This is a genomic window from Pseudomonas sp. BN515, assembly GCF_029873155.1.
GTDB lineage: Bacteria > Pseudomonadota > Gammaproteobacteria > Pseudomonadales > Pseudomonadaceae > Metapseudomonas.
The window spans coordinates 41,847-67,809 of sequence record NZ_SSOH01000010.1; the positions used below are offsets into that span (position 1 = coordinate 41,847).

The 25,963-nt window shown below is 64.5% G+C and carries 22 protein-coding genes; 11 read left to right on the forward strand and 11 right to left on the reverse strand.

Annotated features, from left to right (window positions below):
- Positions 1-127: 127 nt before the first annotated feature.
- On the forward strand, positions 128-2,194 hold the full coding sequence (locus E8E91_RS00320; protein ID WP_280374081.1) for a GGDEF domain-containing phosphodiesterase: 2,067 nt from the start codon (positions 128-130) through the stop codon (positions 2,192-2,194).
- Between the two features lie 114 nt (positions 2,195-2,308).
- On the opposite strand, the gene E8E91_RS00325 is transcribed toward E8E91_RS00320, so the two are convergent.
- Together E8E91_RS00325 and E8E91_RS00330 are read right to left on the reverse strand one after the other, a co-directional pair.
- Positions 2,309-3,208 carry a GIDE domain-containing protein gene (locus E8E91_RS00325; RefSeq protein ID WP_280374083.1) on the reverse strand — a complete coding sequence of 300 codons (900 nt, stop codon included), beginning with the start codon at positions 3,206-3,208 and terminating at the stop codon, positions 2,309-2,311.
- 1 nt (position 3,209) lies between these two features.
- Positions 3,210-3,782, reverse strand: a complete 573-nt coding sequence (locus tag E8E91_RS00330; protein ID WP_280374084.1) for a LemA family protein — start codon at positions 3,780-3,782, stop codon at positions 3,210-3,212.
- Positions 3,783-3,984: 202 nt separating this feature from the next.
- Between E8E91_RS00330 and E8E91_RS00335 the strand changes: the two genes are divergently transcribed.
- The 7 genes from E8E91_RS00335 to E8E91_RS00365 all read left to right on the forward strand — a co-directional run bounded on the left by E8E91_RS00335 (position 3,985) and on the right by E8E91_RS00365 (position 15,613).
- The gene (locus E8E91_RS00335; RefSeq protein ID WP_280374086.1) at positions 3,985-5,325 is read left to right on the forward strand and encodes an imelysin family protein; all 1,341 of its coding nucleotides are present in this window, start codon (positions 3,985-3,987) and stop codon (positions 5,323-5,325) included.
- A gap of 292 nt (positions 5,326-5,617) precedes the next feature.
- Complete coding sequence (locus E8E91_RS00340; RefSeq protein WP_280374088.1) at positions 5,618-7,045, forward strand: di-heme oxidoredictase family protein; 1,428 nt, start codon at positions 5,618-5,620, stop codon at positions 7,043-7,045.
- 10 nt (positions 7,046-7,055) lie between these two features.
- Positions 7,056-8,120 (forward strand): imelysin family protein, encoded by a 1,065-nt coding sequence (locus E8E91_RS00345; protein ID WP_280374089.1) that lies wholly within the window; start codon positions 7,056-7,058, stop codon positions 8,118-8,120.
- Between the two features lies 1 nt (position 8,121).
- The gene (locus E8E91_RS00350; RefSeq protein WP_280374091.1) at positions 8,122-9,216 is read left to right on the forward strand and encodes a DUF1513 domain-containing protein; all 1,095 of its coding nucleotides are present in this window, start codon (positions 8,122-8,124) and stop codon (positions 9,214-9,216) included.
- A 292-nt stretch (positions 9,217-9,508) separates the two neighbouring features.
- Positions 9,509-11,140, forward strand: a complete 1,632-nt coding sequence (locus E8E91_RS00355) for a methyl-accepting chemotaxis protein (RefSeq protein WP_280374093.1) — start codon at positions 9,509-9,511, stop codon at positions 11,138-11,140.
- Between the two features lie 241 nt (positions 11,141-11,381).
- Entirely contained in the window at positions 11,382-12,533 is a 1,152-nt protein-coding gene (locus E8E91_RS00360) for an efflux RND transporter periplasmic adaptor subunit (RefSeq protein ID WP_280374095.1), read from the forward strand.
- A gap of 26 nt (positions 12,534-12,559) precedes the next feature.
- The gene (locus tag E8E91_RS00365) at positions 12,560-15,613 is read left to right on the forward strand and encodes a multidrug efflux RND transporter permease subunit (protein WP_280374097.1); all 3,054 of its coding nucleotides are present in this window, start codon (positions 12,560-12,562) and stop codon (positions 15,611-15,613) included.
- Between the two features lie 174 nt (positions 15,614-15,787).
- Here the strand turns inward: E8E91_RS00365 and E8E91_RS00370 are convergent, their stop codons facing one another.
- The 7 genes from E8E91_RS00370 to E8E91_RS00400 all read right to left on the reverse strand — a co-directional run bounded on the left by E8E91_RS00370 (position 15,788) and on the right by E8E91_RS00400 (position 21,889).
- Positions 15,788-16,012 (reverse strand): hypothetical protein, encoded by a 225-nt coding sequence (locus E8E91_RS00370; RefSeq protein ID WP_280374099.1) that lies wholly within the window; start codon positions 16,010-16,012, stop codon positions 15,788-15,790.
- Between the two features lie 291 nt (positions 16,013-16,303).
- Positions 16,304-17,593 carry a HAMP domain-containing sensor histidine kinase gene (locus E8E91_RS00375; protein ID WP_280367864.1) on the reverse strand — a complete coding sequence of 430 codons (1,290 nt, stop codon included), beginning with the start codon at positions 17,591-17,593 and terminating at the stop codon, positions 16,304-16,306.
- Entirely contained in the window at positions 17,583-18,266 is a 684-nt protein-coding gene (locus E8E91_RS00380) for a response regulator transcription factor (RefSeq protein WP_280367863.1), read from the reverse strand. Before E8E91_RS00380 ends, E8E91_RS00375 begins: the two co-directional genes overlap by 11 nt.
- A 195-nt stretch (positions 18,267-18,461) precedes the next feature.
- Complete coding sequence (groL, locus tag E8E91_RS00385) at positions 18,462-20,102, reverse strand: chaperonin GroEL (RefSeq protein ID WP_280374100.1); 1,641 nt, start codon at positions 20,100-20,102, stop codon at positions 18,462-18,464.
- A 48-nt stretch (positions 20,103-20,150) separates the two neighbouring features.
- Positions 20,151-20,444: a co-chaperone GroES gene (locus E8E91_RS00390; RefSeq protein ID WP_028628402.1), complete on the reverse strand. Its 294-nt coding sequence runs from the start codon at positions 20,442-20,444 to the stop codon at positions 20,151-20,153.
- Positions 20,445-20,638: 194 nt separating this feature from the next.
- Positions 20,639-21,091: an FxsA family protein gene (locus tag E8E91_RS00395; protein WP_280367858.1), complete on the reverse strand. Its 453-nt coding sequence runs from the start codon at positions 21,089-21,091 to the stop codon at positions 20,639-20,641.
- Positions 21,092-21,157: 66 nt separating this feature from the next.
- A complete protein-coding gene (locus E8E91_RS00400) occupies positions 21,158-21,889 on the reverse strand; it encodes a HugZ family protein (protein ID WP_280374102.1) in 732 nt (243 codons plus the stop codon).
- 104 nt (positions 21,890-21,993) lie between these two features.
- Here E8E91_RS00400 and E8E91_RS00405 point away from each other — a divergent pair, with 104 nt between their 5' ends.
- Entirely contained in the window at positions 21,994-22,752 is a 759-nt protein-coding gene (locus tag E8E91_RS00405) for an SDR family oxidoreductase (RefSeq protein ID WP_280367853.1), read from the forward strand.
- 179 nt (positions 22,753-22,931) lie between these two features.
- On the opposite strand, the gene E8E91_RS00410 is transcribed toward E8E91_RS00405, so the two are convergent.
- Together E8E91_RS00410 and E8E91_RS00415 are read right to left on the reverse strand one after the other, a co-directional pair.
- Positions 22,932-23,897 carry a PA2778 family cysteine peptidase gene (locus E8E91_RS00410; protein WP_280374104.1) on the reverse strand — a complete coding sequence of 322 codons (966 nt, stop codon included), beginning with the start codon at positions 23,895-23,897 and terminating at the stop codon, positions 22,932-22,934.
- Positions 23,897-24,304, reverse strand: coding sequence for a PA2779 family protein (locus tag E8E91_RS00415; protein ID WP_280374105.1), 408 nt, complete (start codon positions 24,302-24,304; stop codon positions 23,897-23,899). The genes E8E91_RS00410 and E8E91_RS00415 overlap by 1 nt, the downstream gene beginning before the upstream one ends.
- 211 nt (positions 24,305-24,515) lie before the next feature.
- On the opposite strand from E8E91_RS00415, the gene E8E91_RS00420 reads away from it, so the two are divergent.
- Positions 24,516-24,992: a sigma-70 family RNA polymerase sigma factor gene (locus E8E91_RS00420; RefSeq protein ID WP_280374268.1), complete on the forward strand. Its 477-nt coding sequence runs from the start codon at positions 24,516-24,518 to the stop codon at positions 24,990-24,992.
- Between the two features lies 1 nt (position 24,993).
- Positions 24,994-25,956 (forward strand): FecR family protein, encoded by a 963-nt coding sequence (locus tag E8E91_RS00425; protein WP_280374107.1) that lies wholly within the window; start codon positions 24,994-24,996, stop codon positions 25,954-25,956.
- Positions 25,957-25,963: the final 7 nt, after the last annotated feature.

Sequence of the window (25,963 nt, forward strand, 5' to 3'; positions counted from 1 at the left end):
GCGACCGCGTCAGTGGGTCGGCGTATTGAATAGTGGCATTCGCGTACTGGCCCTTTGACGGCCAGGGCCTGTTTGCCAATACTCACACCCGTCTGACGCCTGGCGGCATCGAACAAGGAATTTTCATTTGAAGCTGGATCTCAAACACAGCTTGTCACTCAAGCTGCTGCGCGTGGTGCTGCTGTCCGCACTGGTTGTTGGTGTGGTGCTGAGCTGCGCGCAGATCGTGTTCGATGTCTACAAGACACGGCAGGCGGTCTCCAATGACGCCAACCGGATCCTCGGCATGTTCCGCGATCCTTCGACCCAGGCGGTCTACAGCCTGGATCGCGAGATGGGCATGCAGGTGATCGAGGGTCTGTTCCAGCACGAATCGGTCCGCCACGCCTCCATCGGCCACCCCAACGAACCCATGCTGGCGGAGAAGGACCGGCCGCTGATGGAGCTGCCGACCCGCTGGCTGACCGACCCCATCCTCGGCAAGGAACAGACCTTCACCACCCAACTGGTCGGCCGCAGCCCCTACAGCGAGTACTACGGCGACCTCAGCATCACCCTCGATACCGCCCCCTACGGCGAAGACTTCGTCACCAGCTCCGTCATCATCTTCATCTCCGGCGTACTGCGCGCCCTGGCCATGGGCCTGGTGCTCTACCTCGTGTACCACTGGCTGCTGACCAAGCCGCTGTCGAAGATCATCGAACACCTCTCCAGCATCAATCCCGACCGCCCCAGCGAACACAAGCTGCCCATGCTCAAGGGCAACGAGAAGAACGAACTGGGCCTGTGGATAAATACCGCCAACGACCTGCTGGCCTCCATCGAACGCAACACCCACCTGCGCCGCGAAGCCGAGAACAGCCTGCTGCGCATGGCCCAGTACGACTTCCTCACTGGCCTGCCCAACCGCCAGCAACTGCAGCAGCAGCTCGACCAGATCCTCGAAGACGCCGGCCGCCTGCAGCGGCGCGTGGCCGTACTCTGCGTGGGCCTGGATGACTTCAAGGGCGTCAACGAACAGTTCAGCTACCAGACCGGCGACCAACTGCTGATCGCCCTGGCCGACCGCCTGCGCGGCCACAGCGGCCGTCTCGGCGCCCTGGCGCGCCTGGGTGGCGACCAGTTCGCCCTGGTCCAGGCCGATATCGAGCAGCCGTACGAGGCCGCCGAATTGGCCCAGAGCGTGCTGGACGATCTCGAAGTGCCTTTCTCCCTGGAGCAGCAGGAAGTACGCCTGCGCGCCACCATCGGCATCACGCTCTTCCCCGAGGATGGCGACAGCACCGAGAAGCTGCTGCAGAAAGCCGAGCAGACCATGACCCTGGCCAAGAGCCGCTCGCGCAACCGCTACCAGTTCTACATCGCCAGCGTCGACAGCGAGATGCGCCGCCGCCGCGAACTGGAAAAGGACCTGCGCGAAGCCCTCAACCGTGGCGAGATGCACCTGGTCTACCAACCCCAGGTGGACTACCGCGACCACCGCGTCGTGGGCGTCGAAGCGCTGCTGCGCTGGCAGCATCCGCAGCACGGTTTCGTGCCGCCGGACCTGTTCATCCCCCTGGCCGAGCAGAACGGCTCGATCATCCCCATCGGCGAATGGGTGCTGGACCAGGCCTGCCGCCAACTGCGCGAATGGCACGACCAGGGCTTCAGCGAACTGCGCATGGCCATCAACCTGTCCACCGTGCAGCTGCACCATGCGGAACTGCCGCGGGTGGTGAACAACCTGCTGCAGGTCTACCGCCTCCCGCAACGCAGTCTGGAGATGGAAGTCACCGAAACGGGCCTGATGGAAGACATTTCCACCGCCGCCCAGCACCTGCTCAGCCTGCGCCGCTCCGGCGCGCTGATCGCGATCGACGACTTCGGTACCGGCTATTCGTCGCTGAGCTATCTGAAGAGCCTGCCGCTGGACAAGATCAAGATCGACAAGAGCTTCGTGCAGGACGTGCTGGAAGACGAGGACGACGCCACCATCGTCCGCGCCATCATCCAGTTGGCGCGCAACCTGGGTATGCAGGTGATTGCAGAAGGTGTGGAAACCGCCGAGCAGGAGGCCTACATCATCGCCCAGGGCTGCAACGAGGGTCAGGGCTACCTCTATAGCAAGCCCCTGCCCGCCCGCGAACTCACCCTCTACCTCAAGCAGGCCCGGCGCCTGACCAACGCCGCCTCCAACCCGGCGACGCTCTGAGCGCCAACCCTCTCCCTGAAGGGCGAGCGGGTTTCCTGTAGGAGCGAGCTTGCTCGCGAAAAGAAGATTCCGCCCCGCCGGTTCGCGAGCAAGAACTCGGCGTCCCCCTCGCTCCTACAGCCCAGTCACTCTCAGCACATAGATCGTCGCCACCGCCCCGGCCACGCAAAACACCGCGCCGAACAGCGCCTGCCAGCGGAACTGCCGCGCCAGCACGTCTTCGCCATGACTGGAGAGCAGGAAGGGCTGGGATTCCTTGGGACGGCGCATGTGGTTCATCGCTGGCGCCGCACTGGTACGGCGATGCCGGTCTTCGGCCTCCAGCTGTGCGGCCAGCCGCACGCGGCCCCATTCCGCCTCGTCCAGCTGCCCATCGCCATTGCTGTCGAAGCGCGTCAGCAGGCCGGTGAAGTCGCCCTTCCACTCGCGAATCACAGCGCCCTGGGCGGCGTTCAGATCCAGCCCCTGACGGCCTCCACCGCTGGTGTGGAAGTCACCAATGGCATAGAGCGGCTCCCCGGCGTGCAGGCGTTCTTCGGTGTAGCGGTATTCGCCGCTACCGATCCACGAGCCCAGCCCGCTCCTGACCAGCCCACGCGGATGACGTGAAGTCCCCTTCCAGACCTCGCGGGAGGAAGGACGCACTTCGGCGCCGCGTGGATCGATCAGGCATTCGCCGGTGGCATCGGCCAGGCGCAGCCAGGCATCGCTGACACCGCTGTCCACCACCCGCCAGGTCTTGCTCTTGCCGCTCTCGCTGTATTCCTCGATCCGATAACGCCACCACAGGCAAGGCTTGCCCGTCAGCGGTGCGCTGAGCTGGCCGTCCCCCTGCTCGTGCAGGACGCCGTACAGCTCCACGTAGCCCTGGGCGGCGGAGCGGATCTTCGAAGTCGGGGTATCCAGCAGCATTCGCGCCTGCGACAGGCGGCGCAGGCACCACCAGCCGCCGCCGGCGAAAGCACCAAGGCTGAACCCCAGGCTGATGGCCAGCCCGGCGACATCCACCGCCATGTCAGCCGAACAGGCTCTTGAGGTCGACGTCGGCCTTTTCGGCCTCGCTGAACTCCAGCAATTCGGCGGCCTTGAAGCCGAACAGGCCGGCGATGATCACATCCGGAAACTGCTCAATGCGCACGTTATTGAGGTTCACTGCCTCGTTGTACAGCTCGCGGCGGTCGGCGATGCCGTTCTCCAGGCCACTGATGCGCTGCTGGAGGAACTGGAAGCTTTCGCTGGCCTTCAACTGCGGGTAGTTCTCCGCCAGGGCGAAGAGTTGCCCGAGGCCGGCGCGCAGGCCGCTTTCGGCCTGGCCAAGGGCACCGATATCGCCCTTCTCGCGGGCGCTGGCCACCGCATTGCGCGCGGCGATCACCCGCTCCAGGGTGGTGCGCTCGTGCTGCATGTACTGCTTGCAGGTCTCCACCAGCTTGGGCAGCTCGTCATGGCGCTGCTTGAGCAGCACCTCGATGTTCGACCAGGCCTTGCCGACACCGTGCTTGAGACGCACCAGCGCGTTGTAGAGGATCACCGCATAGGCGGCGACAAGTAGCAGGACCACGATCAGGGCGACGCTGGTCAGACTCATGCAGGCTTCTCCTTCAGGCTGCGGGTCATGGGGGCTGCAGCGATTCTAATGGCGTTTGGCCAAGGATGCGGAGACCCCGTACTCAGCTGTTGCAAAACGCCCGACAACAGCCTTTCCAAAAATGAAAATCTTTCGCATTATGTTGCGGTTTTCATTTGCGCAACTTCACATTGCCATCACCCAGAAGCAAAGGACCTCGCCCATGATTCGTAAGCCCCTGGCAACCGCCAGCCTGCTCGCCATCGCTATCGCCCTCGCCGGTTGCGGTGAAGACAAGAAAGAAGCTGCAGCACCGCAAGCCGCCGCCCCGGCCGCCGCCAGCACTGCCGCAGCCCCGGCTGCAACCGCCAAGGTCGACGAGGCCGAAGCCAAGAAGGTCGTTGCCCACTACGCCGACCTCGCCCTGGCCGTATTCACCGACGCCCACACCACCGGTGTGAACCTGCAGAAGGCCGTTGACGCCTTCCTCGCCAAGCCCGATGCCGACACCCTGAAAGCCGCCCGCGAAGCCTGGCTGGCCGCCCGCGTGCCCTACATGCAGACCGAAGTGTTCCGCTTCGGCAACCCGGTGGTCGACGACTGGGAAGGCCAGCTGAACGCCTGGCCGCTGGACGAAGGCCTGATCGACTACGTCGCCACTGACTACCAGCACGCCCTGGGCAACCCCGGCGCCACCGCCAACATCATCGCCAACACCACCATCCAGGTTGGCGAAGACAAGATCGACGTCACCGAGATCACCGGTGAGAAGCTGGCCAGCCTGAACGAGCTGGGCGGTTCCGAAGCCAACGTCGCCACCGGCTACCACGCCATCGAATTCCTCCTCTGGGGCCAGGACCTGAACGGCACCGGCCCGGGCGCCGGCAACCGTCCCGCCACCGACTACGTGGTCGGCAAAGGCGCCACCGGCGGCAATACCGAGCGTCGTCGCGCGTACCTGAAGGCCGCCACCGACCTGCTGGTTTCCGACCTGGAATACATGGTCGGCCAGTGGAAAGCGGGCGTTGCCGACAACTACCGCGCCAAGCTGGAAGCCGAACCGGCCGAGTCCGGCCTGCGCAAGATGCTCTTCGGCATGGGCAGCCTGTCCCTCGGCGAACTGGCCGGCGAACGCATGAAGGTCGCCCTGGAAGCCAATTCCACCGAAGACGAGCACGACTGCTTCAGCGATAACACCCACAACTCGCACTTCTACAACGGCAAGGGCATCCGCAACGTCTACCTGGGCGAGTACAAGAAGGTCGACGGCACCACCCTGACCGGCCCGAGCCTGTCCTCCCTGGTCGCCAAGGTCGACGCCCAGACCGACACCACCGTGAAGGCCGACCTGGAAGCCACCGAAGGCAAGCTGCAAGCCCTGGTGGACAGCGCCAACAAGGGCGTGCACTTCGACCAGCTGATCGCCGCCGACAACACCGCCGGCCAGCAACTGGTGCGTGACGCCATCGCCTCCCTGGTCAAGCAGACCGGAGCCATCGAAGAAGCCGCCGGCAAGCTCGGCATCACCGACCTGAAGCCGGACAACGCCGATCACCAGTTCTGATCGACGCGTTAGCAAGCAAGAAGCGGATGCGGCCCAGTGCCGCATCCGCTTTTTTGTTTCCGCGGATCCGGTTTTTTCCTTGTAGGGGCGAATTCATTCGCCAAGGGCGGCGAAGCCGCCCCCAATGGGCTTCAAGGGCAGGACGATGTCCTGCTTGGCGATTGAAATCGCCCCTACAACATTCAGTCGAACTCTCCCCGGCAGATACGTTGCCAAACGCAAATCCCTCTTATTCAGAGCCCCCAGTCCTGATAAGCTTGCCCGCCTGTTTCTCGCCGACCGGACCCCGCCAATGCTCGCTCCACCGGCCCTTCGCCGCCTGTCGCCCCTGCTGCTGGCCCTCAGTCTCAGTGCCTGTGACGACGCTCCGCGGTTTACCCAGGCCGAGCCCGGCGAACAGCTCTCCGGCGGCGCCGCGACGGTGCGCCAGTTCGACCACAACGCCTTCTCCATGCCCTCGGCCAACCTGACGCCTTCGCGCCGGCTGGATTTCAGCGTGGGCAACAGCTTTTTCCGCAACCCCTGGGTGATCGCCCCCGCCACCACCACGGCGCGCGACGGCCTGGGCCCCCTGTTCAACACCAACGCCTGCCAGAACTGCCACGTGAAGGACGGCCGTGGTCATCCTCCGGCTCCGGGTGCGAACAATGCGGTGTCCATGCTGGTGCGCCTGTCGATCCCCGCCGATGCCTCGGCCACCCACGCGCAGCAGCTGGAACGCCTGGGCGTGGTGCCGGAGCCGGTGTACGGCGGCCAGTTGCAGGACGTTTCGATTCCCGGTGTCGAGCCCGAGGGCAAGGTGCGGGTCAGCTACGACAGCGTGCCGGTGACCTTCGCCGACGGCACCACGGTCGAGCTGCGCAAGCCGCGCCTGGAAATCACCCGACTCGGCTACGGCCCGATGCACCCTGACACCCTGTTCTCCGCACGGGTCGCCCCGCCGATGATCGGCCTCGGCCTGCTGGAGGCGATTCCGGAATCCGCGATCCTCGCCAATGCCGATCCGGACGACCGCGATGGCGACGGTATCCGCGGTCGCGCCAACCAGGTCTGGGACGACGTAGCCGGCAAGACGGTGCTCGGCCGCTTCGGCTGGAAGGCCGGACAGCCGAACCTGAACCAACAGAATTTTCACGCCTTCTCTGGTGATATGGGCCTGACCACCACTTCCCTGCCGAAGGATGACTGCACGGCGGCGCAGACCGCTTGCAAGGCTGCGGTAAATGGTGGCGAGCCGGAAGTCAGCGACAACATCCTGTCCCTCGTGCTGTTCTACACCCGCAACCTGGCCGTGCCGGCCCGGCGCGAGGTGGGCGCCGCACAGGTGCTGGATGGCAAGGGCCTGTTCCATCAGGCCGGTTGTCAGTCCTGCCACACCCCGAGTTTCACCACCGCGGCCAGTGCCGCCGAACCCGAGCTGGCCAACCAGGTGATCCGTCCCTACAGCGACCTGCTGCTCCACGACATGGGTGAAGGCCTGGCCGATGGCCGCGCCGAGTTCCAGGCCGGCGGCCGCGACTGGCGCACCCCGCCGCTGTGGGGCATCGGCCTGACCGAAGCGGTGAGCGGACACACCCAGTTCCTGCACGATGGCCGTGCGCGCAACCTGCTGGAAGCCATTCTCTGGCACGGCGGTGAAGCCGAAGCGGCGAAGCAGAAGGTCCTGAATTACAACGCCGAGCAGCGTGCCGCGCTGCTGGCTTTCCTGAATTCCCTATAAGGAGCCACGCATGTTCCGCCCCAAACTGCTGTTCACCAGCCTCGCCGCACTGGCCCTCGGCGCCTGCGCCCCGCAGGACCAGCAGGCGCAGACCGCGGCCGCCCTGGCCAAGGAAGTGATTCTGCCCACCTACAGCCGTTGGGTCGAAGCAGACCGCCAGCTCGCCGCCAGCGCCCTCGCCTTCTGCTCCGGCAAGGAAGACCTGGCCAAGGCACGTGCCGACTTCCTGGTTGCACAGAAAGCCTGGGCCGAATTGCAGCCGCTGATGGTAGGCCCGCTGGCCGAAGGCAACCGCGCGTGGCAGGTGCAGTTCTGGCCGGACAAGAAGAACCTGGTCGGTCGTCAGGTAGAGCAACTGGTCAAGGCGCAGCCGAGCATCGACGCCACCGCCCTGGCCAAGGCCAGTGTGGTCGTGCAGGGCCTGTCCGCTTACGAGTACATCCTCTTCGACAGCAACCTGGACATGGCCGACAACGCCCAGAAGGAGCGCTACTGCCCGCTGCTGCAGGCCATCGGTGAACGCCAGAAGACCCTCGCCGAGGAAATCCTTGCACGCTGGAACAGCAAGGACGGCATGCTCGACCAGCTGAGCAAGTTCCCCAACCAGCGCTACGCCGACTCCCACGAAGCCATCTCCGAGTTGCTGCGCGTCCAGGTCACCGCCCTGGATACCCTGAAGAAAAAGCTCGGCACCCCGCTGGGCCGCCAGACCAAGGGCCTGCCCCAGCCGATGCAGGCCGAAGCCTGGCGCAGCGAAACCTCTCTTTCCAACATCTCCGCCGCCCTGGCGAGCGCCGAGTCCCTCTGGCTGGGCGTCGACAAGCACGGCATCCGCAGCCTGCTGGGCGACGACCAGAAGGCCCTGGCGGAGAAGATCGACGCCGGTTACAGCGAGGCCCGCGGCAAGCTCGACGCCCTCAAGCAGCCCCTGGGCGAGCTGCTGGCCAGCGAAGAAGGCCGCAAGCAGGTCAACGACTTCTACGACAGCCTGGATCGCGTCCAGCGCCTGCACTCCGGCGAACTGGCCAAGGCCCTGGGCGTACAGCTCGGCTTCAACGCCAACGACGGTGACTGAGATGCTCCGCCGCCAGGTACTCACCCTCGCCAGCCTGCTGCTCGGTGCCGTCGGCCTGGGCGGCTGGACCCTGAGCCGCAAGGGCGATTCGCCCCTGCTGCTCTCCGCCCGCGACGACGCCGACGGTCACCATTACGCGGTCGGCTACCGCCTGGACGGCACGCAGGTGTTCGCCACCCGCGTCGCCCAGCGCTGCCATGACATCGTCGAACACCCCAGCGAGCCGGTAGCGCTCTTCGTCGCCCGCCGTCCGGGTACCGAGAGCTACCTGGTGGACCTGCGCGACGGCAGCCTGTTGCAGACGCTGGTTTCGCAGAAGGATCGCCACTTCTACGGCCATGGCGTCTGGCATCGCGGCGGCGAATGGCTCTACGCCACCGAGAACGACACCACCGATCCGGGCCGGGGCATGCTCGGCCGCTATCGCTTCGAAGGCGGCCAGCTGATTCACGACGGCGAGCTTTCCACCCACGGCCTGGGCCCGCACCAGGTGTCCTGGATGCCCGACGGCGAAACCCTGGTGGTGGCCAACGGCGGCATCCGCACCGAAGCGGAAAGCCGGGTGGAGATGAACCTCGATGCCATGGAGCCAAGCCTGGTGCTGATGCGCCGCGACGGCAGCCTGCTGTCGAAGGAAACCCTGCCGCAACAGATGAACAGCATCCGTCACCTGGCCATCGGCGCCGACGGCACCATCGTCGCCGGCCAGCAATACATGGGTGATGCCACCGACCACGCCGACCTGCTCGCCATCAAGCGTCCCGGCCAGCCCTTCCAGCCCTTCCCGCTGGAGGACGAGCAACGCCTGGCGATGGTCCAGTACACCGCCAGCGTCGCCATCCATGACGAACTGCGCCTGGTGGCCCTGACCGCGCCACGCGGCAACCGCTTCTTCATCTGGGACCTGGACAGCGGCGCCGTGCGCCTTGACGCGCCCCTGCCGGACTGCGCCGGCGTTGGCGCAGTGAAGGACGGCTTCGTCGTCACCTCCGGCCAGGGCCGCTGCCGCCTGTACGACTGCCGTGGCGAACAGTTCAGCGCCACGCCGCTGCAACTGCCGGCCAGCTTCTGGGACAACCACCTGCACCTGGCCTGACTCACCGTTGAACTTGTAGGAGCGAGCTTGCTCGCGAACAATCCGAGCACATTCTTCGCGAGCAAGCTCGCTCCTACAGAGTCCCCACGTGAAAGCCCCGCCACACCTGGCCTCCTGGCACTTTCGTACCCCACAAATTCCCTGTTTGCGCCCTTCAGCGGCACCTCGCCGTGCCGACTAAGTGAATGCCTGCCCGACGTGCCTCAACGCGCCCTTCCGGCGATCGCACAACTGCAACATTCGTCTGGTACAGAGCCCACATCTCCTTTCCTTTTCCAAGAGGCGCAACACCATGTCTCTGCGACGCTCCCTGCGTGGCCAGATCCTCACCCTGCTGGGCGGCAGCCTGCTTTTGCTGCTGCTGACCGCCCTGGCCTGTTTCCACTTCCTTTCCGGCGGCATCCAGTCCTATCGCGGACTGGTGGACGGCACGCTGGAAGCATCAAGCCTTGTGGATGAGGCCAACCTCGAATTCAAGGTGCAGGTCCAGGAGTGGAAGAACGTGCTCCTGCGTGGCAAGGACCAGGAGAACCTGAACAAGTACTGGGGCCAGTTCGAAGGCCAGGAAGCCAAGGTCCAGGCCGTGCTCGGCAAGCTGGTGGACAAGGCCCAGGGCATGGGCGACAGCGTCCTCAGGAGCAAGGTGGAAAGCCTGCGCAACGAACACCGCAACCTCGGCGTCGCCTACCGCAAGGGCCGTGATGTGTTCATCGCCGCAGGCGCCGACCCGGTGGCCGGGGACAACGCGGTCAAGGGTATCGACCGTGCCGCCAGCGAGCAGATGAGCGCCCTGGTGGCCGAGCTGCATGCCCGTGGCAACCAGCAGTCCGACGCCATCAGCGCCAGCGCCGACAGCACTGTCAACCTCGGCATCGTGGTCATGCTGCTGTCGAGCCTCGGCATCGGCCTGTTCAGTCTGTGGCTGATCAATCGCAACCTGATAGCGCCCATCACCTCGCTGATCGACTACATCGCCCGGCTCAGCCAGGGCAACTTCGGGCAGCGCGTGGAAGCCACCCGCGAAGACGAGCTCGGCCGCCTGGCCCGTGCGGCCAACACCCTGCGGGACTTCCTCGCCGACACCTTCAACCGCCTCAAGCAGAGCACCGACCAACTGGACAACGCCAGCGGCGAACTCCACGCCATCGCCAGCCTGATGGCCGAGGGCACCCGCGAGCAGTTCTCCCGCACCGACCAGGTGGCGACCGCCATGCACGAGATGTCGGCCACCGCCCAGGAAGTCGCGCGCCATGCCGCCGAGGCCGCCGGCGCCGCAGACCAGGCCGATCATTCGGCGCAGCAGGGTGGCGCGGTGATGCAGGCGACTATCCACAGCATTACCGGCATGCGCGGTGAGATCGCCAACACCGCCGAAGTGATCCGCCGCCTGGAAAGCGACAGCGGCCGCATCGGCAAGGTGCTGGAAGTGATTCGCGGCATCGCCGAGCAGACCAACCTGCTGGCCCTGAACGCCGCCATCGAAGCCGCCCGCGCGGGCGACCAGGGCCGCGGCTTCGCCGTGGTCGCCGACGAAGTCCGCACCCTGGCCCAGCGCACCGCCGAATCCACTGCCGAGATCCACCAGATCATCGACACCGTGCAGACCGGCGCCCTCAACGCCGTGCGCGCCATCGAGAGCGGCCAGACCCGCAGCGAGGAAAGCGTCGCCCAGGTCACCGAGGCCGGCGCCATGCTGCAGCGCATCACCGATGCGGTGGAAGCGATCCGCGACATGAACCGGCAGATCGCCACGGCGGCGGAGGAGCAGACCTCCGTGGCCGAGGACATCTCGCGCAACCTCACCGAGATCACCGCCATCGCCACCACCAACGAGGGCAACGTGCAGCGCACCCAAGGCGCCAGCCAGCACCTGCATGGCCTTTCCGGCGACCTCAACCAGCTCACCGCCCGCCTCCACGCCTGATCGCAGGTGGCACAGGGACGTGCCACGCACTTCTGGACCACCGACCAGTAACTGCCAGGTGTGCACCAGATCAAAAGTTCTAAAAAAGCGCGATCTCCGTCGATTTCCCCCACCTAAGAACGACTATTCCGCTGAAGGCAATCTTCTGCAATTTCTTGCCTTTGACTTGGTCTAACTCTGGTACTAAGGTGCTTGCCTCGCCTATTCCCAGGCCTCTTTTCCCCTGCCAAGGAACCGGAATATGTTGCTCCGCCGCATGCTCATCATGCTGGGGGTGGTTGCCCTCGTGGTGGCCGCCCTTGCCGCCTATAAATTTCTCTCGATCTACCAGCAGATCCAGCAATTCTCTGCGCCCCAGCCTCCCATCAGCGTCTCCGCCGAGAGAGCCGTCGAGCTACCCTGGCAAAGCCGCCTGCCGGCCATCGGTTCGCTGAAAGCCTTCCAGGGCGTCGACCTCACCGTGGAAGCCAGCGGTACTGTCCAGGACGTGCTGTTCCTTTCCGGCGAGAAGATCAAGGTCGGCCAGCCGCTGATCCAGATGGACAGCGACGTCGAACGCGCCAGCCTGGCTACCGCCGAGGCCGAACTGTCCCTGGCCCGCGTCGAGTTCGAGCGGGGCCGCAGCCTGGTCAGCCGGCAGAACATCTCCAAGAGCGAGTTCGACCGCCTGTCCTCGGAACTCCAGGCCGCCACTGGCAAGGTTGCCCAGCTCAAGGCCCTGATGGACAAGAAACGCATCGTCGCGCCCTTCGCCGGCACCATCGGCATCCGCCAGGTGGACGTCGGTGATTTCCTTTCCTCGGGCACCATCATCGCCACCCTGCAGGACCTCAACACCCTGTTCGTCGACTTCTTCCTGCCGGAGCAATCCGCGCCGCTGCTGAAGGTTGGCCAGAAGGTGCGCATCAGCGTTGCCGCGTTCCCGGGCGAATTCTTCGAGGGCGACATCGCCGCACTCAATCCCAAGGTCGAGGAAGCCACCCGCAACCTGCAGGTGCGCGCCGTGCTGCCGAACCCCGATGGCAAGCTGCTGCCGGGCATGTTCGCCAATCTCGAAGTACTGCTGCCGGGCGACCAGGAGCGCGTCGTGGTTTCGGAGAGCGCCATCACCTACACCCTCTACGGCAACTCGGTGTACGTGATCGACGAGAAGAAGAACGCCGAGGGCGAACCCGAGAAAGGCCAGGACGGCCAACCTCAGCTGGTGGTAGAGCGCCGTTTTGTCGAAACCGGCGAACGCCGCGACGGCAAGGTCGTGGTCCTCAAGGGCCTCCAGGCTGGCGAAGAAGTCGTGACTTCCGGCCAGCTCAAGCTGGATAACGGCTCCCACGTCGCCATCGCGCCCGACCAGACCCTGTCCAATAATCCGGACAAACAAGCCCGCGCCCAATAAGCGACAGACGCGCGAAGGAACGGAACATGGCTTTCACAGATCCTTTCATCCGTCGCCCGGTACTGGCGACCGTGGTCAGCCTGCTGATCGTGCTGCTGGGCTTCCAGGCCTTCAGCAAGCTGGTGATCCGCCAGTACCCGCAGATGGAAAACGCCCTGATCACGGTGACCACCGCCTACCCCGGCGCCAACGCCGAGACCATCCAGGGCTACATTACCCAGCCGTTGCAACAGAGCCTGGCCAGTGCCGAAGGCATCGACTACATGACGTCGTCGAGCCAGCAGAACATGTCGGTCATCCAGATCTATGCACGCATCGGCGCCAACTCGGACCGCCTCTTCACCGAGCTGCTGGCCAAGGCCAACGAGGTGAAGAACCAGTTGCCGCAGGACGCCGAAGACCCGGTGCTCTCCAAGGAAGCGGCGGACTCCACGGCGCTGATGTACATCAGCTTCTACAGCGATGAGCTGTCCAACCCGCAGATCACGGACTATCTGTCGCGGGTGATCCAGCCCAAGCTGGCCACCCTGCCGGGCATGGCCGAAGCGGAGATCCTCGGTAATCAGGTCTTCGCCATGCGCCTGTGGCTGGACCCGGTGCGGATGGCGGCCTACGGCATCACCGCCAACGACATCAACGACGCGGTGCGCAAATACAACTTCCTCTCCGCCGCCGGCGAGGTGAAGGGACAGTACGTGGTCACCAGCATCAATGCCACCACCGACCTCAAGTCCCCCGACGCCTTCGGCGCCATCCCGGTCAAGACCGTGGGTGACAGCCGCGTGCTGGTGCGCGACGTGGCACGGGTGGAAATGGGCGCGGAGAACTACGACTCCATCAGCTCGTTCGACGGCATTCCTTCGGTCTACATCGGCATCAAGGGCACCCCCAGCGCCAACCCGCTGGACGTGATCAAGCACGTGCGCGCGATCATGCCGGAGCTGGAATCCCAGCTGCCGCCGAACCTCAAGGTATCCATCGCCTACGACGCCACCCGCTTCATCCAGGCCTCCATCGACGAAGTGGTGAAAACCCTGGGCGAAGCGGTGCTGATCGTGATCGTGGTCGTGTTCCTGTTCCTCGGCGCCTTCCGCTCGGTGCTGATCCCGGTGATCACCATCCCGCTGTCGATGATCGGCGTGCTCTTCTTCATGCAGCTGATGGGCTACTCCATCAACCTGCTGACGCTGCTCGCCATGGTGCTCGCCATCGGCCTGGTGGTGGACGACGCCATCGTGGTGGTGGAGAACATCCACCGGCACATCGAAGAGGGCAAGACACCCTTCGACGCCGCCATCGAGGGTGCCCGCGAGATCGCCGTGCCGGTCATCTCCATGACCATCACCCTGGCGGCGGTGTACGCGCCCATCGGATTCCTCGAGGGCCTGACCGGTGCGCTGTTCCGCGAGTTCGCCCTGACGCTTGCGGGGGCGGTGATCATCTCCGGCATCGTCGCCCTGACCCTGTCGCCGATGATGTGCTCCAAGTTGCTGCGCCACGACGAGAACCCCACGGGCCTCGCGCACCGCCTGGACATGATCTTCGACCGCCTCAAGCGTCGTTACCAGCACGCCCTGCACGGCACCCTCAACACCCGTCCCGTGGTGGTGGTGTTCGCGGTTATCGTGCTGTGCCTGATCCCGGTGCTGCTGAAGTTCACCAAGAGCGAACTGGCTCCCGACGAAGACCAGGGCATCGTCTTCATCATGGCCAAGGCCCCGCAGCCGACCAACCTGAACTACCTGAACGCCTACACCGAGAAGTTCGTGAAGATCTTCAAGGAGTTCCCCGAGTACTACTCCTCGTTCCAGATCAACGGGTTCGACGGGGTGCAGTCGGGCATCGGCGGTTTCCTGCTCAAACCCTGGGATGAGCGCGAGCGCACCCAGATGGAACTGCTCCATGACGTCCAGGGCAAGCTCAACGAGATCCCGGGCCTGCAGATCTTCGGCTTCAACCTGCCGTCACTGCCGGGTACGGGTGAAGGCCTGCCGTTCCAGTTCGTGGTCAACACCCCCAATGACTACGAGTCGCTGCTGCAGGTGACCGAGCGCATCAAGGCCCGTGCCATGGAGTCGGGCAAGTTCGCCTTCCTCAACGTCGACCTGGCTTTCGACAAACCGGAAGTGGTGGTGGATATCGACCGGGCCAAGGCCGCGCAGATGGGCGTGTCCATGGAGGACCTGGGTTCGACCCTGGCAATCCTGCTGGGCGAAGGTGAAATCAACCGTTTCACCATCGACGGCCGCAGCTACAAGGTCATCGCCCAGGTAGAGCGCGCCTATCGCGACAATCCGGGCTGGCTGAGCAACTACTACGTGAAGAGCGACAGCGGCGCCATGGTGCCCCTGTCGACCCTGATCAGCGTTCACGACAGCGCCCGACCGACCCGCCTGAAGCAGTTCCAGCAGCTGAACTCGGCGATCGTCGAAGGCTTCCCGACGGTGAGCATGGGCGAAGCCATCGACACCGTGGCACAGATCGCTCGCGAAGAAGCGCCACGCGGTTACGGCTTCGACTATGCCGGCGCCTCGCGCCAGTACGTGCAGGAAGGCAGCGCGCTCTACGTCACCTTCGCGTTGGCGCTGGCGATCATCTTCCTGGTGCTGGCTGCGCAGTTCGAGAGCTTCCGCGACCCGCTGGTGATCCTGGTAACAGTGCCGCTGTCCATCTGCGGTGCGCTGATCCCGCTGTTCCTCGGCTGGTCGAGCATGAACATCTACACCCAGGTGGGTCTGGTGACGCTGATCGGCCTGATCAGCAAGCACGGCATCCTTATCGTCGAGTTCGCCAACCAGCTGCGCCGCGAGAAGGGCCTGTCGGCGCGCGAAGCGGTGGAGGAAGCCGCCGCCATCCGTCTGCGGCCGGTCCTGATGACCACCGCGGCGATGGTGTTCGGCATGGTGCCTCTGATCATCGCCACCGGCGCCGGCGCGGTCAGCCGCTTCGACATCGGCCTGGTGATCGCCACCGGCATGTCCATCGGTACGCTGTTCACCCTCTTCGTGCTGCCTTGCGTGTATACGCTGCTGGCGAAGAAAGACCTGCAGCCCGAAGGCCAGCCGGCGACCAGCCACTGAATGCCGAGCTGACGAAAAAAGCCCCGCAATTGCGGGGCTTTTTCTTGCCGGGCTCATCAACGGGGCGCCGTGCGCACCGGCTCTGCGCCTGAATGGAGATCAAAGGAAACCGGCTAACGCTGTCGGTGCGCGCGGCACACTCTACCCGAGTGAAGTCTTCGGTGTATCCGTCCCTCACTCCTGGCCACGTAGCCCCTGTGCCAGGCCGAACATGAACAGCAGCAGGTTCTGGTCCGGCTGCACTTGCGCCTTCAACCGCGCATTGGGCGGTAGCGGGCAGTAACCCAGGCCATTGTCGCTCACCACGGAGGGCGAAGGCTCATGCCAGGCAGCCACCGCCAGGGACGCCAATCCCAAGGCGCCGACGAGGAACAAAGCTCGCGTGACTTCTAACTTCATGATCGCAACCCCTTGATAGCGCTGCCAAACGCTGCTTCATAACCGTAGATCAGCAACTACCCGTGTGCCCAATGCAGCGACGAATGGCGCCTTTTCCTCCCCAGGCCGTACGCAGGCGCGAGGCCCTCTGCCGGGCCTTCTCCGGCTCCATCTGGCCAGCCGAAAGACTGCCGCCCTGGTTCAGGCGGTCGAGGTTAGCAGCCGATTGTTGCAGTTCGAGTGAACGGGAACTTCAGGGCGGGCCGGGGAGTGCTGGCTGGCCAATGTAGCCAGCAACTGGTGAAAAAATCGTCAAGAAGCGGGATTGGCGTTTCCCTTGAGGTCCACCTCGAAACGGCAACCCGTGGGTTGGGAAGCACTCAGGCTGACGGTCCAGCCCTGGTTGTCGCAGATCCGCTGTACCAGCGAAAGGCCCAGCCCAAGCCCGTCGCCGCGCCTGGCAGGACCCCGGACGAAGGGGCGGAACATCGCCTCGCGATCCTCCTCGGGGATGCCGACGCCGCTGTCCTCCACGACGAATCCATCGTCCTTCAATACCAGGCGGATGCTGCCGCTGTCGGTGTAGTGCAGGGCGTTGCGCAACAGGTTGCCCAGCACCGAGCGCAGGAAAGAGGCGTTGTAGCGCCGCTCCTGGGGCTGCCCCGGCTGATATTCAAAGCGCAGCCCCTTGTGCTCGATAGCGCCGCGCCATTGGCTGGCGAGGTCATCGGCCACGCTGCTCAGGCTCGCCTGGGGCGCCACACTGGCCTCGTCGCGCTGGGAGCGCGCCAGCATCAGGAAGGTCTGCACCAGGTCGCGCATTTCCTCGGTGGCACGGGCGATACGCTCCACCTGGGTGCGGCCCCGGGCATCGAGGCTGGGGTTTTCCGCCAACAGCTCGCAGGATGTGGCCAGCACCATCAGCGGCGTACGCAACTCGTGGCTGACGTCACTGGTGAAGAGGCGCTCGCGGTTCAGAACGTCATGCAGCCGGCCCAGGGTGTCGTCGAAAGCCTGGGCCAACTGGCCCACCTCGTCGGAGGCGTAATCCGGCGCCAGCGGCGGCGCCATACCCAGCAACTGGTCGCGATGGCGGACCTGGCCGGCCAGGCGAACCACGGGCTCGATGACCTTGCGCGCCAGCAACCAGCCCAGCAGCAGCGCGAGCACCACACTGATTCCGAAGCCGACCATCACCACGCGGTAGAGCACCTGCTCACGAGCTTCGAAATCGCTCTGGTCCTGCAGCATCACATAGCGCCGGCCATCGATCTCGCGCACCAGCGCGTGGTAGGAGTTCTCCCCCTCGAATACTTCGTGGAACCCCAGCTTCAGACCGGCGAGGTCTTCTGGGAGAGCATAGGGGCCACGCCCATCGCTGCTGTAGAAACGGGTGTCGCTGTCCAGGCTGGGCGTCCGGCCCTGGGCGATGTTCTGGGTCAGGACCCGCGTGAGCTCGTTGTTCAGGTCGCGGGAGATCAACTGCTCCTCGATCACGTGCACCACCTCGATGATCCCCACCGCGAAGGTGCCGCCCACGAGTGCGGTCATCAGTACGAACGCGATGAGAATCCGTCGCGCGAGGCTCTGCTTAAACTCCATCGGCCGACTCCGCCAGGCGATAGCCCAACCCATGCATGGTGTGCAGCAGCGGCTTGCCGAAGGGCTTGTCGATCACCTGGCGCAGTTGGTGGATGTGGCTGCGCAGGCTGTCGCTGTCGGGGCAGTCGTCCCCCCACAACGCCTCTTCCAGCGCTTCGCGGCGCACCAGGTGCGGGCTCTTCTGCATCAGCACGGCGAGCAGCTTGAGACCAATGGGGTTGAGCTTGAGCGTCTTGCCCGCGCGGATGACCTCCAGCGTGTCCAGGTCATAGCTGAGATCGGACACCTTCAGGCTGCGCTTGCCGCCACCCTGGGAACGACGCAGCACCGCCTCGATGCGGGCGGCCAGCTCGGACAATGCGAAAGGTTTGAGCAGGTAGTCGTCAGCGCCGGACTTGAAGCCCTGGAGCCGGTCGTCCAGGCCATCGCGGGCGGTGAGCATGATCACCGGCGTATCGCGCCGGGCTTCTTCGCGCAGGCGACGGCAGAGGTTGTAGCCATCCAGCCCCGGCAACATGATGTCGAGCACGATCAGGTCGTAGTGCTCGTTGCTGGCCAGGTGCAGGCCGGAGAGCCCGTCCCGCGCACAGTCGACGCTGTAGCCCTTGAGTTCAAGGAAGTCGACCATGTTGGCGAGGATGTCGTTGTTGTCTTCGACTAGCAGGATCCGCATCGGCTCAACTCCATTCATCAGCCCAATGTTGGCCACTTGCCGGCCAACGCACCTTCGATCGGGATCCCTGTGGGAGTTCCCATCGGCGCCCAGTCACCGATCATAACCACGCGGCGTGCTCCCGCGCATTCTCGCGGACAAGAAAAAGCCCCGCACAAAGGCGGGGCTTCTCTTCGGACCGGATGGCCGGGTGGCTTACATCATGCCGCCCATGCCGCCCATGCCGCCCATGTCAGGCATGGCCGGGCCGGCCTTGTCGTCAGCCACTTCGGCAACCATGGCCTCGGTGGTGATCATCAGGCCGCCGATGGAGGCAGCAGCTTGCAGAGCGGAACGGGTGACCTTGGCCGGGTCCAGGATGCCCATTTCGATCATGTCGCCGTACACGCCGGTAGCAGCGTTGAAGCCGTAGTTGCCGGAACCTTGCTTGACCTTGTCGACCACTACGCTCGGCTCGTCACCGGCGTTGGCCACGATCTGGCGCAGCGGAGCTTCTACAGCGCGACGCAGCAGGGCGATACCGACGTTCTGGTCTTCGTTGTCGCCTTTCAGGCCGTCGATGGCCTGCAGGGCGCGAACCAGGGCTACGCCACCGCCAGGAACCACGCCTTCTTCGACGGCAGCACGGGTTGCGTGCAGGGCGTCTTCAACGCGGGCTTTCTTCTCTTTCATCTCGACTTCGGTAGCCGCACCGACCTTGATCACGGCAACACCGCCAGCCAGCTTGGCCAGACGCTCTTGCAGCTTCTCTTTGTCGTAGTCGGAGGTGGTTTCTTCGACTTGCTTGCGGATCTGGGCAACGCGGGCTTCGATGTCAGCCTGGGCGCCAGCGCCGTCGATGATGGTGGTGTTTTCCTTGCTCAGGACAACGCGCTTGGCGTTACCCAGGTGCTCCAGGGAAGCGCTTTCCAGGGACAGGCCGACTTCCTCGGAGATCACGGTGCCGCCGGTCAGGATGGCGATGTCCTGCAGCATGGCCTTGCGACGGTCGCCGAAGCCCGGAGCCTTGACGGCTGCGACTTTGACGATGCCACGCATGTTGTTCACAACCAGGGTAGCCAGGGCTTCGCCTTCAACGTCTTCAGCGACGATCAGCAGCGGGCGGCCGGCTTTGGCGACTGCTTCCAGGACCGGCAGCATTTCGCGGATGTTGGAGATCTTCTTGTCCACCAGCAGGATCAGCGGGCCGTCGAGCTCGGCGACCATGGTGTCCGGCTTGTTGATGAAGTAGGGGGACAGGTAGCCGCGGTCGAACTGCATGCCTTCTACGACGGACAGTTCGTTTTCCAGGCCCGAGCCTTCTTCAACGGTGATCACGCCTTCTTTACCAACTTTCTCCATGGCTTCGGCAATGATGTTGCCGATGGAGTCGTCGGAGTTGGCGGAGATGGTGCCTACCTGGGCGATGGCCTTGGTGTCAGCGCAGGGCTTGGCCAGTTCTTTCAGCTGGGCAACGATGGCGATGGTGGCCTTGTCGATACCGCGCTTCAGGTCCATCGGGTTCATGCCGGCGGCAACGGCCTTCAGGCCTTCGTTGACGATGGCTTGAGCCAGTACGGTAGCGGTGGTGGTGCCGTCACCGGCAGCGTCGTTGGCCTTGGAGGCAACGTCTTTCACCAGTTGGGCGCCCATGTTCTCGAACTTGTCTTTCAGCTCGATTTCCTTGGCAACGGAAACGCCGTCCTTGGTGATGGTCGGAGCGCCGAAGCTCTTGTCCAGAACCACGTTACGGCCTTTCGGGCCGAGGGTGGCTTTAACGGCGTCGGCCAGTACGTTCACGCCGACCAGCATTTTCTTGCGGGCGGAATCGCCGAATTTGACTTCTTTAGCAGCCATTTAATTGATCCTCAATTCTTTGATGTTGTAGGCGGAGATTCGCGGAACTCAGGCTTCGACGACGGCGAGGATTTCGCTCTCGCCCATCACCAGCAGTTCTTCGCCATCGACCTTGATGGTGTTGCTGCCCGAGTACGGGCCAAACACCACTTGGTCACCGACCTTGACGGCCAGCGGACGCACTTCGCCGTTGTCCAGCAGGCGACCGGTGCCTACAGCGACGACTTCGCCACGGTTCGGCTTCTCGGCGGCCGAGCCCGGCAGCACGATGCCGCCAGCGGTTTTGGTCTCTTCTTCGCTGCGACGGATGACGACGCGGTCATGCAGAGGACGAAGCTTCATTGTCGATCTCTCCCAATAGTGTTGTTGCTCGACCGGTGCTTGCACCGGCGGGTTGGTAATGTCCGGCGGGGCCGGTTGCAGCGCGTCGGGCGCGCCGCTGGAATCTGACCTGCCGTCGGGCAGGAACCTTGCGGTGACGGATACATAGGGGCGCCTGGGACCATTTCAAGGGGCACCCACAAAAAAAATGCACTTTATTGGTCGCGGCGCTCGTATTCGCCTTCGATCACGTGCGGGCGGGTCTGGCCACTGCGAGCGGCCAGGTCGTCGGCGAAGGCGCGCTGGCGGATGGCCTGGGCTTCGGCGCGCTGACGCAGGTTGCGGATGAACAGGCGGCGGGTGAAGGGGATCAGGCACAGCAGGCCGAAGATGTCGCTGATGAAGCCCGGCAACAGCAGCAGGCCGCCACCAACGGCGATCAGCAGACCTTCGAGCATTTCCTGCTCAGGCACCTCGCCGCGGGCCAGGCGCTCGCGGGCACGCCAGGCGGTGGCGACGCCGGCCACCCGCAGCAGGACGCTGCCGAGCACGGCGGTACCGATCACCAGCAGCAGGGTCGGCAGGACGCCGATCGCACTGCCGACCTGGATCAGGACGGCCAGCTCGATCAGCGGAAAGAGCAGGAACAGAAAGAGAAAAGCGCGCATCAGGGGTTTCCTTGGTGGAAGAACGGCTTCCGGTAATCCGTTAAATGAAGCCGCCCTCCTCCCAATTCAAGCCACCGCCTCTCCACTGGTCGGCCAGGATTCGGCGCGAGCCAGCTGCACCAAGGCCTGACGGACCGCGCCAGGGTTGTTACAGGATGTTGGGAAGGGTAGCCAGTTAAGTGTCTGACCAATGCGTAGGTGGAATCCTTCAGAGTCGATCCCGACCATCTCCGCGGCAGGCTCCTTCGGCAGCCCGGCCAGCTCCACATAGTGGGCGATGGCATTGGCGTGGTCGCTGTTCATGTGCTCCAGCATGCTGATCTCGGCTTCACCGGCGAACGCATTGGCCAGCACCAGTTGATCCACCCAGTGGATGGCGCCGAAACCGCCGATGAAGCGAGCGCGAACCGGCTCCAGGCGCCAGAAATCGAAGTCGTGGGTGCGGTGGTAGTCCGCCGCATGGGGGAAATAGCGGTAATAACGGGAGGCGGCGGCTTCCACCTCGGCGGCATCAAGGATCAGCCGAGCTTCAGCCAGCAAGGTCAGGCGGCCGGCGGCCTGGACATCTTCGGCGCCGCGCTCGCCCACCAGCAGGGAGCACCTGGCGTCTTTCTGCAGGTTATGGGTGTGCTGGGCGATGCGGCTGATCAGGATCAGCGGCCTGCCTTCGGCATCCAGGCAATAGGGAACCACTGATCCGAAAGGGAAGCCCGGCATGGCTTTGGAATGGGTGGACAGCACACCCTGGTATTCCTTGAGCAGCAATTCTCGTGCATGCTTTGCGGCTTTCACGCTCACCTTATGACTCCTCGCAAAGAATCCGTCGGAAACGGACGAGCGACCAGAATAGCGGTTTCAGGTCGCAAGCGGGGGCAAAGCGACAGATATTCGAGGGGATTCTCATGCAACTCAAAGACAAGGTCATCATCATTACCGGTGGTTGCCAGGGCCTCGGCCGTGCAATGGGTGAGTATCTGGCCGCCAAGGGCGCAAAGCTCGCCCTGGTGGACCTGAATCAGGAAAAACTGGATGAAGCCGTAGCCGCCTGCAAGGCCGCCGGTGGCGATGCGCGCGCTTACATCTGCAACGTGGCCAACGAAGAGCAGGTGACCCACATGGTCGCCCAGGTAGCCGAAGACTTCGGGGCCATCAACGGCCTGGTGAACAACGCCGGCATCCTGCGCGATGGCCTGACCATCAAGGTCAAGGACGGCGAAATGACCAAGATGAGCCTGGCCCAGTGGCAGTCGGTGATCGACGTCAACCTGACCGGCGTGTTCCTCTGCACCCGCGAAGTCGCCGCCAAGATGATCGAACTGGAAAACCAGGGCGCGATCATCAACATCTCCTCCATCTCCCGCGCCGGCAACATGGGCCAGGCCAACTACTCCGCCGCCAAGGCCGGTGTGGCTGCCGACACCGTGGTCTGGGCGAAGGAACTGGCTCGCTACGGTATCCGTGTGGCCGGCGTTGCCCCTGGCTTCATCGAGACCGACATGGTCGCCAGCATGAAGCCGGAAGCCCTGGAAAAGATGACCTCGGGCATCCCGCTGCGCCGCCTGGGCAAGCCGATGGAAATCGCCCACTCGGTCGCCTACATCCTGGAAAACGACTACTACACCGGTCGTGTCCTGGAGCTGGACGGCGGCCTGCGCCTGTAAGGCTCACGCACCAAGAAAAAGCCCCGCACATGCGGGGCTTTTTTGTGAGGCGATGGACGGTAAATCTGTAGGGGCGATTTCAATCGCCAAGCAGGCCGAAGGCCTGCCCTGCAGTGTCCGTCAGGGCAACTGCGTTGCCCTTGGCGAATGAATTCGCCCCTACAGGATTAGCAGCGACCTCACTGGCGAATCGCCGCCCCTTCCCCACACACCGGCAGCACCCCGCACTGCCCCTTTCCAACAGGAGCAGCGCCTAGCGGCGCCGCCAGACGCGGGTCATTGGGCGCCAGTTGTCGAGCACAGGCCCTCGCCTGGCCGGCCTGGGCCGCGCAGCCTTTCTCGTTGAGTACTTCGGACAGGTTGAACCAACCCAGGGCGTAGTCCGGCTTGCGCTTCAGGCTTTCGCGCAGGGCCGCTTCGGCGCCGTCGCGATCCCCTTCGGCATAGCGGGCGTTGGCCAGGGCGAAAAGCGGCAACGGCTCCTTAGGCCAATGCGCGGCAGCCGTGCGATAGGCGCGTTCCGCCGCTGGGCGCTGGGCGGTCTGCTCCAGGTCGCTGGCAGCCTTGATCCAGGGTTCCAGTTGCGCTTCCGCCGGCAGCTTGTCCGCCGGCAGCGTCACCACGGCCCAGCGCTCAGCACGCTGCCAGGTACGGTCAAAGCTGCGCAGGTCGGTCACCCAGCGCTTCTCGGTGCCAGAACGCAGCACCAGTTCATCCTTGCCACGGTCATAGCCCACCACCACCGCGAAGTGCCAGCGCGGCAGCCAGTCCAGCCCGAGGTTCTGCATCACCAGCACCGGGTTGCCCGCGGCCACCTGGGCCAGCAGTGCATCCAGGTTCGGCTCAAGCGGGTACACAAGCATGCCGTACTGTCGCGCTGCGGCCACCAGTTCCAGCTTCAGGCTGCCCTCGCGGGCGGGCAGATAGACCTTGGGAGTGAGCTCTTCAGGTGAAGTCTTCACGCCCCGCTGCACCAGCAGAGTGGCCAGCGCGGCCGGGCCGCACTGGTAGATTTCCTGCGGGTAGAACGGCGTCTGGGTCAGCTCCACCCGCTGGGGCAGCCGGTCGCTCTGCGGCGTCAGCATGGGTTGCTGCCCGGCGCAGCCCGTCAGGGCCAGCACCAGGACGGCGAGCCAGAGCCGCATCAGTTGATGCACTTGATGAAGCTGAAGATGTCAGTGGCGCAGAGCATGTCGGTGATGATGAAGATCACCAGGAACAGCACGATGATTCCCACCCAGCCGCCGGCCGGTTCCTGCTCCAGACGCTGGTTGAACTGCTGCAGCTCCGCCGGCGTCAGACTGGCGATCCGCGCCTCCACCTGCTCGCGGGGCACGCCGAGGGATTCGAGCTTCTGCTGCACTTCTTTGTCGCCGAGCATGGCGCGCAGTTGCGCCTGATCGACCGGTTGGTGCTGCTGCAGGGTTTGCTCCTGCATGGCCTGCGGCGTGCCGATCATGGCGGCCTGGGCCAGCGGCATCTGGGCAAGGAAGACGAACTGGCCGGCGATCAGGACGGAAGCGAGACGACGGTTGCAGTGACGCGAAAGCATAGTGGTTTCTCCAGATTTTGTTGGCAATTGACCACGGAGCGTGTTGGGCGGTTCCACCCTTCCTACAGCAAGTTAAGAAGATTCTTCGATACCCTCTGATTATTGCTGAAGTCCGGCTAGCAACTATAGAATGCGAAACATTCCCATTTGCTCCCGAGACCAGCTCTTGAATCACGGCGCCGACGCCCTTTCACCTCCGCCGGCCGACTCCCTGCAAAAGCTCTACAGCGACCACCATGGCTGGCTGACAGGCTGGCTGCGCCGTCGCCTGGGCTGCCCGCAGAATGCCGCCGACCTCGCCCAGGACACCTTCCTGCGCGTGCTGCTGGCGCGGGAAAGGCCGGTGATCCTGGAACCTCGCGCCTTCCTCACCACCGTGGCCAGGCGCGTGCTGGCCAACCATTACCGCCGTCAGGACATCGAGCGCGCCTACCTCGAAGCGCTCGCCGCCCAACCGGAAGCGCTGGCACCGAGCGAAGAAGAGCGCGCCATCATCCTGGAAACCCTGGTGGAGCTGGATCGCCTGCTGGACGGCCTGCCGCCGCTGGCGAAGAAGGTTTTCCTGCTGGCCCAGGTGGATGGCATGACCTACGCCGAAATCGCCGAGCAACTCGACATATCCCTGTCCACCGTGAAGCGCCACATGGTCAGGGCGGCGCAGCGCTGCTACTTCGCAGAGAGCTTCTGAGATGGGACTTTCCACAGTTGATCGCAGCCACATCGCCCCGGTCGTCGCCGAGCAGGCCGTGGAGTGGCTGGTGGAACTGCAGAGCGGCGACATCAGCGAGCAACGCCGTCTGGCCTGGCAGCAATGGCGCGCCGCCGATAGCGAGCACGAGCGCGCCTGGCAACGCATCGAAAGCATCAATCAGGGGCTGCGCGGCCTGGATACGCCGCTGGCACTTGCGGCCCTCGGCGCCCCTGCCCAGCGCAATCGCCGCGAAGCGCTGAAGCTGCTGATGCTGTGCGCACTGGTCGGCGGCGGGGCCTTCAGCCTGCGCGACAACGAACCCTTCCTGGCCCTGCGCAACGACGAATCCACTGGCGTCGGTGAACGTCGCGCATTGCACCTGGCCGATGGTTCGCGCCTGGAACTGAACACCGCCAGCGCGGTGGATATCCGCTTCGATGCGGGACAGCGGCTGATCGAGATGCGTCAGGGGGAAATCCTCCTCGACGGCGTCAGCGATCCGCGTCCGCTGCGCATCCACACGCCCCAGGGCCTGATCGAAAGCCATGGCGGCCGCCTGAATGTGCGCATCCTCGAACGCAGCAGCCGCGTCACCCTGTTCGATGGCAGTGCCGACCTGCTCGCCGATGGCCAGCGCCAGTCGCTGCTGCCCGGCCAACAGGCCAACCTCTCGCCCACCCGCATCGACCCGCCCGCAAGCGCCAGCGAAGACAGCCTGGCCTGGACCCAGGGAATGCTGGTGGCAAGCCACATGCGCCTGGACGACTTCCTCGCTGAACTCGGCCGCTACCGACGCGGCCACCTCAGCTGCGACCCGCAGGTGGCCGGCCTGCTGATTTCCGGCAGCTACCCGCTGGACAACACCGAACGCATCCTCGCCATGCTGCCCAAGGCGCTGCCGGTGGAGGTGCACAGCCTGACCCGTTACTGGATCAAGGTGCACCCGCGCGCTACGGGGTGATCCCCTG

Bases quoted from the DNA above. Each gene is read 5' to 3' on its own strand.
- E8E91_RS00325 (WP_280374083.1), bottom strand. From the start codon at position 3,208: ATGGCGGTGGATGTCGCCGGGCTGGCCATCAGCCTGGGGTTCAGCCTT.
- E8E91_RS00330 (WP_280374084.1), bottom strand. From the start codon at position 3,782: ATGAGTCTGACCAGCGTCGCCCTGATCGTGGTCCTGCTACTTGTCGCC.
- E8E91_RS00335 (WP_280374086.1), top strand. From the start codon at position 3,985: ATGATTCGTAAGCCCCTGGCAACCGCCAGCCTGCTCGCCATCGCTATC.
- E8E91_RS00340 (WP_280374088.1), top strand. From the start codon at position 5,618: ATGCTCGCTCCACCGGCCCTTCGCCGCCTGTCGCCCCTGCTGCTGGCC.
- E8E91_RS00345 (WP_280374089.1), top strand. From the start codon at position 7,056: ATGTTCCGCCCCAAACTGCTGTTCACCAGCCTCGCCGCACTGGCCCTC.
- E8E91_RS00350 (WP_280374091.1), top strand. From the start codon at position 8,122: ATGCTCCGCCGCCAGGTACTCACCCTCGCCAGCCTGCTGCTCGGTGCC.
- E8E91_RS00355 (WP_280374093.1), top strand. From the start codon at position 9,509: ATGTCTCTGCGACGCTCCCTGCGTGGCCAGATCCTCACCCTGCTGGGC.
- E8E91_RS00360 (WP_280374095.1), top strand. From the start codon at position 11,382: ATGTTGCTCCGCCGCATGCTCATCATGCTGGGGGTGGTTGCCCTCGTG.
- E8E91_RS00365 (WP_280374097.1), top strand. From the start codon at position 12,560: ATGGCTTTCACAGATCCTTTCATCCGTCGCCCGGTACTGGCGACCGTG.
- E8E91_RS00370 (WP_280374099.1), bottom strand. From the start codon at position 16,012: ATGAAGTTAGAAGTCACGCGAGCTTTGTTCCTCGTCGGCGCCTTGGGA.
- E8E91_RS00375 (WP_280367864.1), bottom strand. From the start codon at position 17,593: ATGGAGTTTAAGCAGAGCCTCGCGCGACGGATTCTCATCGCGTTCGTA.
- E8E91_RS00380 (WP_280367863.1), bottom strand. From the start codon at position 18,266: ATGCGGATCCTGCTAGTCGAAGACAACAACGACATCCTCGCCAACATG.
- groL (WP_280374100.1), bottom strand. From the start codon at position 20,102: ATGGCTGCTAAAGAAGTCAAATTCGGCGATTCCGCCCGCAAGAAAATG.
- E8E91_RS00390 (WP_028628402.1), bottom strand. From the start codon at position 20,444: ATGAAGCTTCGTCCTCTGCATGACCGCGTCGTCATCCGTCGCAGCGAA.
- E8E91_RS00395 (WP_280367858.1), bottom strand. From the start codon at position 21,091: ATGCGCGCTTTTCTCTTTCTGTTCCTGCTCTTTCCGCTGATCGAGCTG.
- E8E91_RS00405 (WP_280367853.1), top strand. From the start codon at position 21,994: ATGCAACTCAAAGACAAGGTCATCATCATTACCGGTGGTTGCCAGGGC.
- E8E91_RS00410 (WP_280374104.1), bottom strand. From the start codon at position 23,897: ATGCGGCTCTGGCTCGCCGTCCTGGTGCTGGCCCTGACGGGCTGCGCC.
- E8E91_RS00415 (WP_280374105.1), bottom strand. From the start codon at position 24,304: ATGCTTTCGCGTCACTGCAACCGTCGTCTCGCTTCCGTCCTGATCGCC.
- E8E91_RS00425 (WP_280374107.1), top strand. From the start codon at position 24,994: ATGGGACTTTCCACAGTTGATCGCAGCCACATCGCCCCGGTCGTCGCC.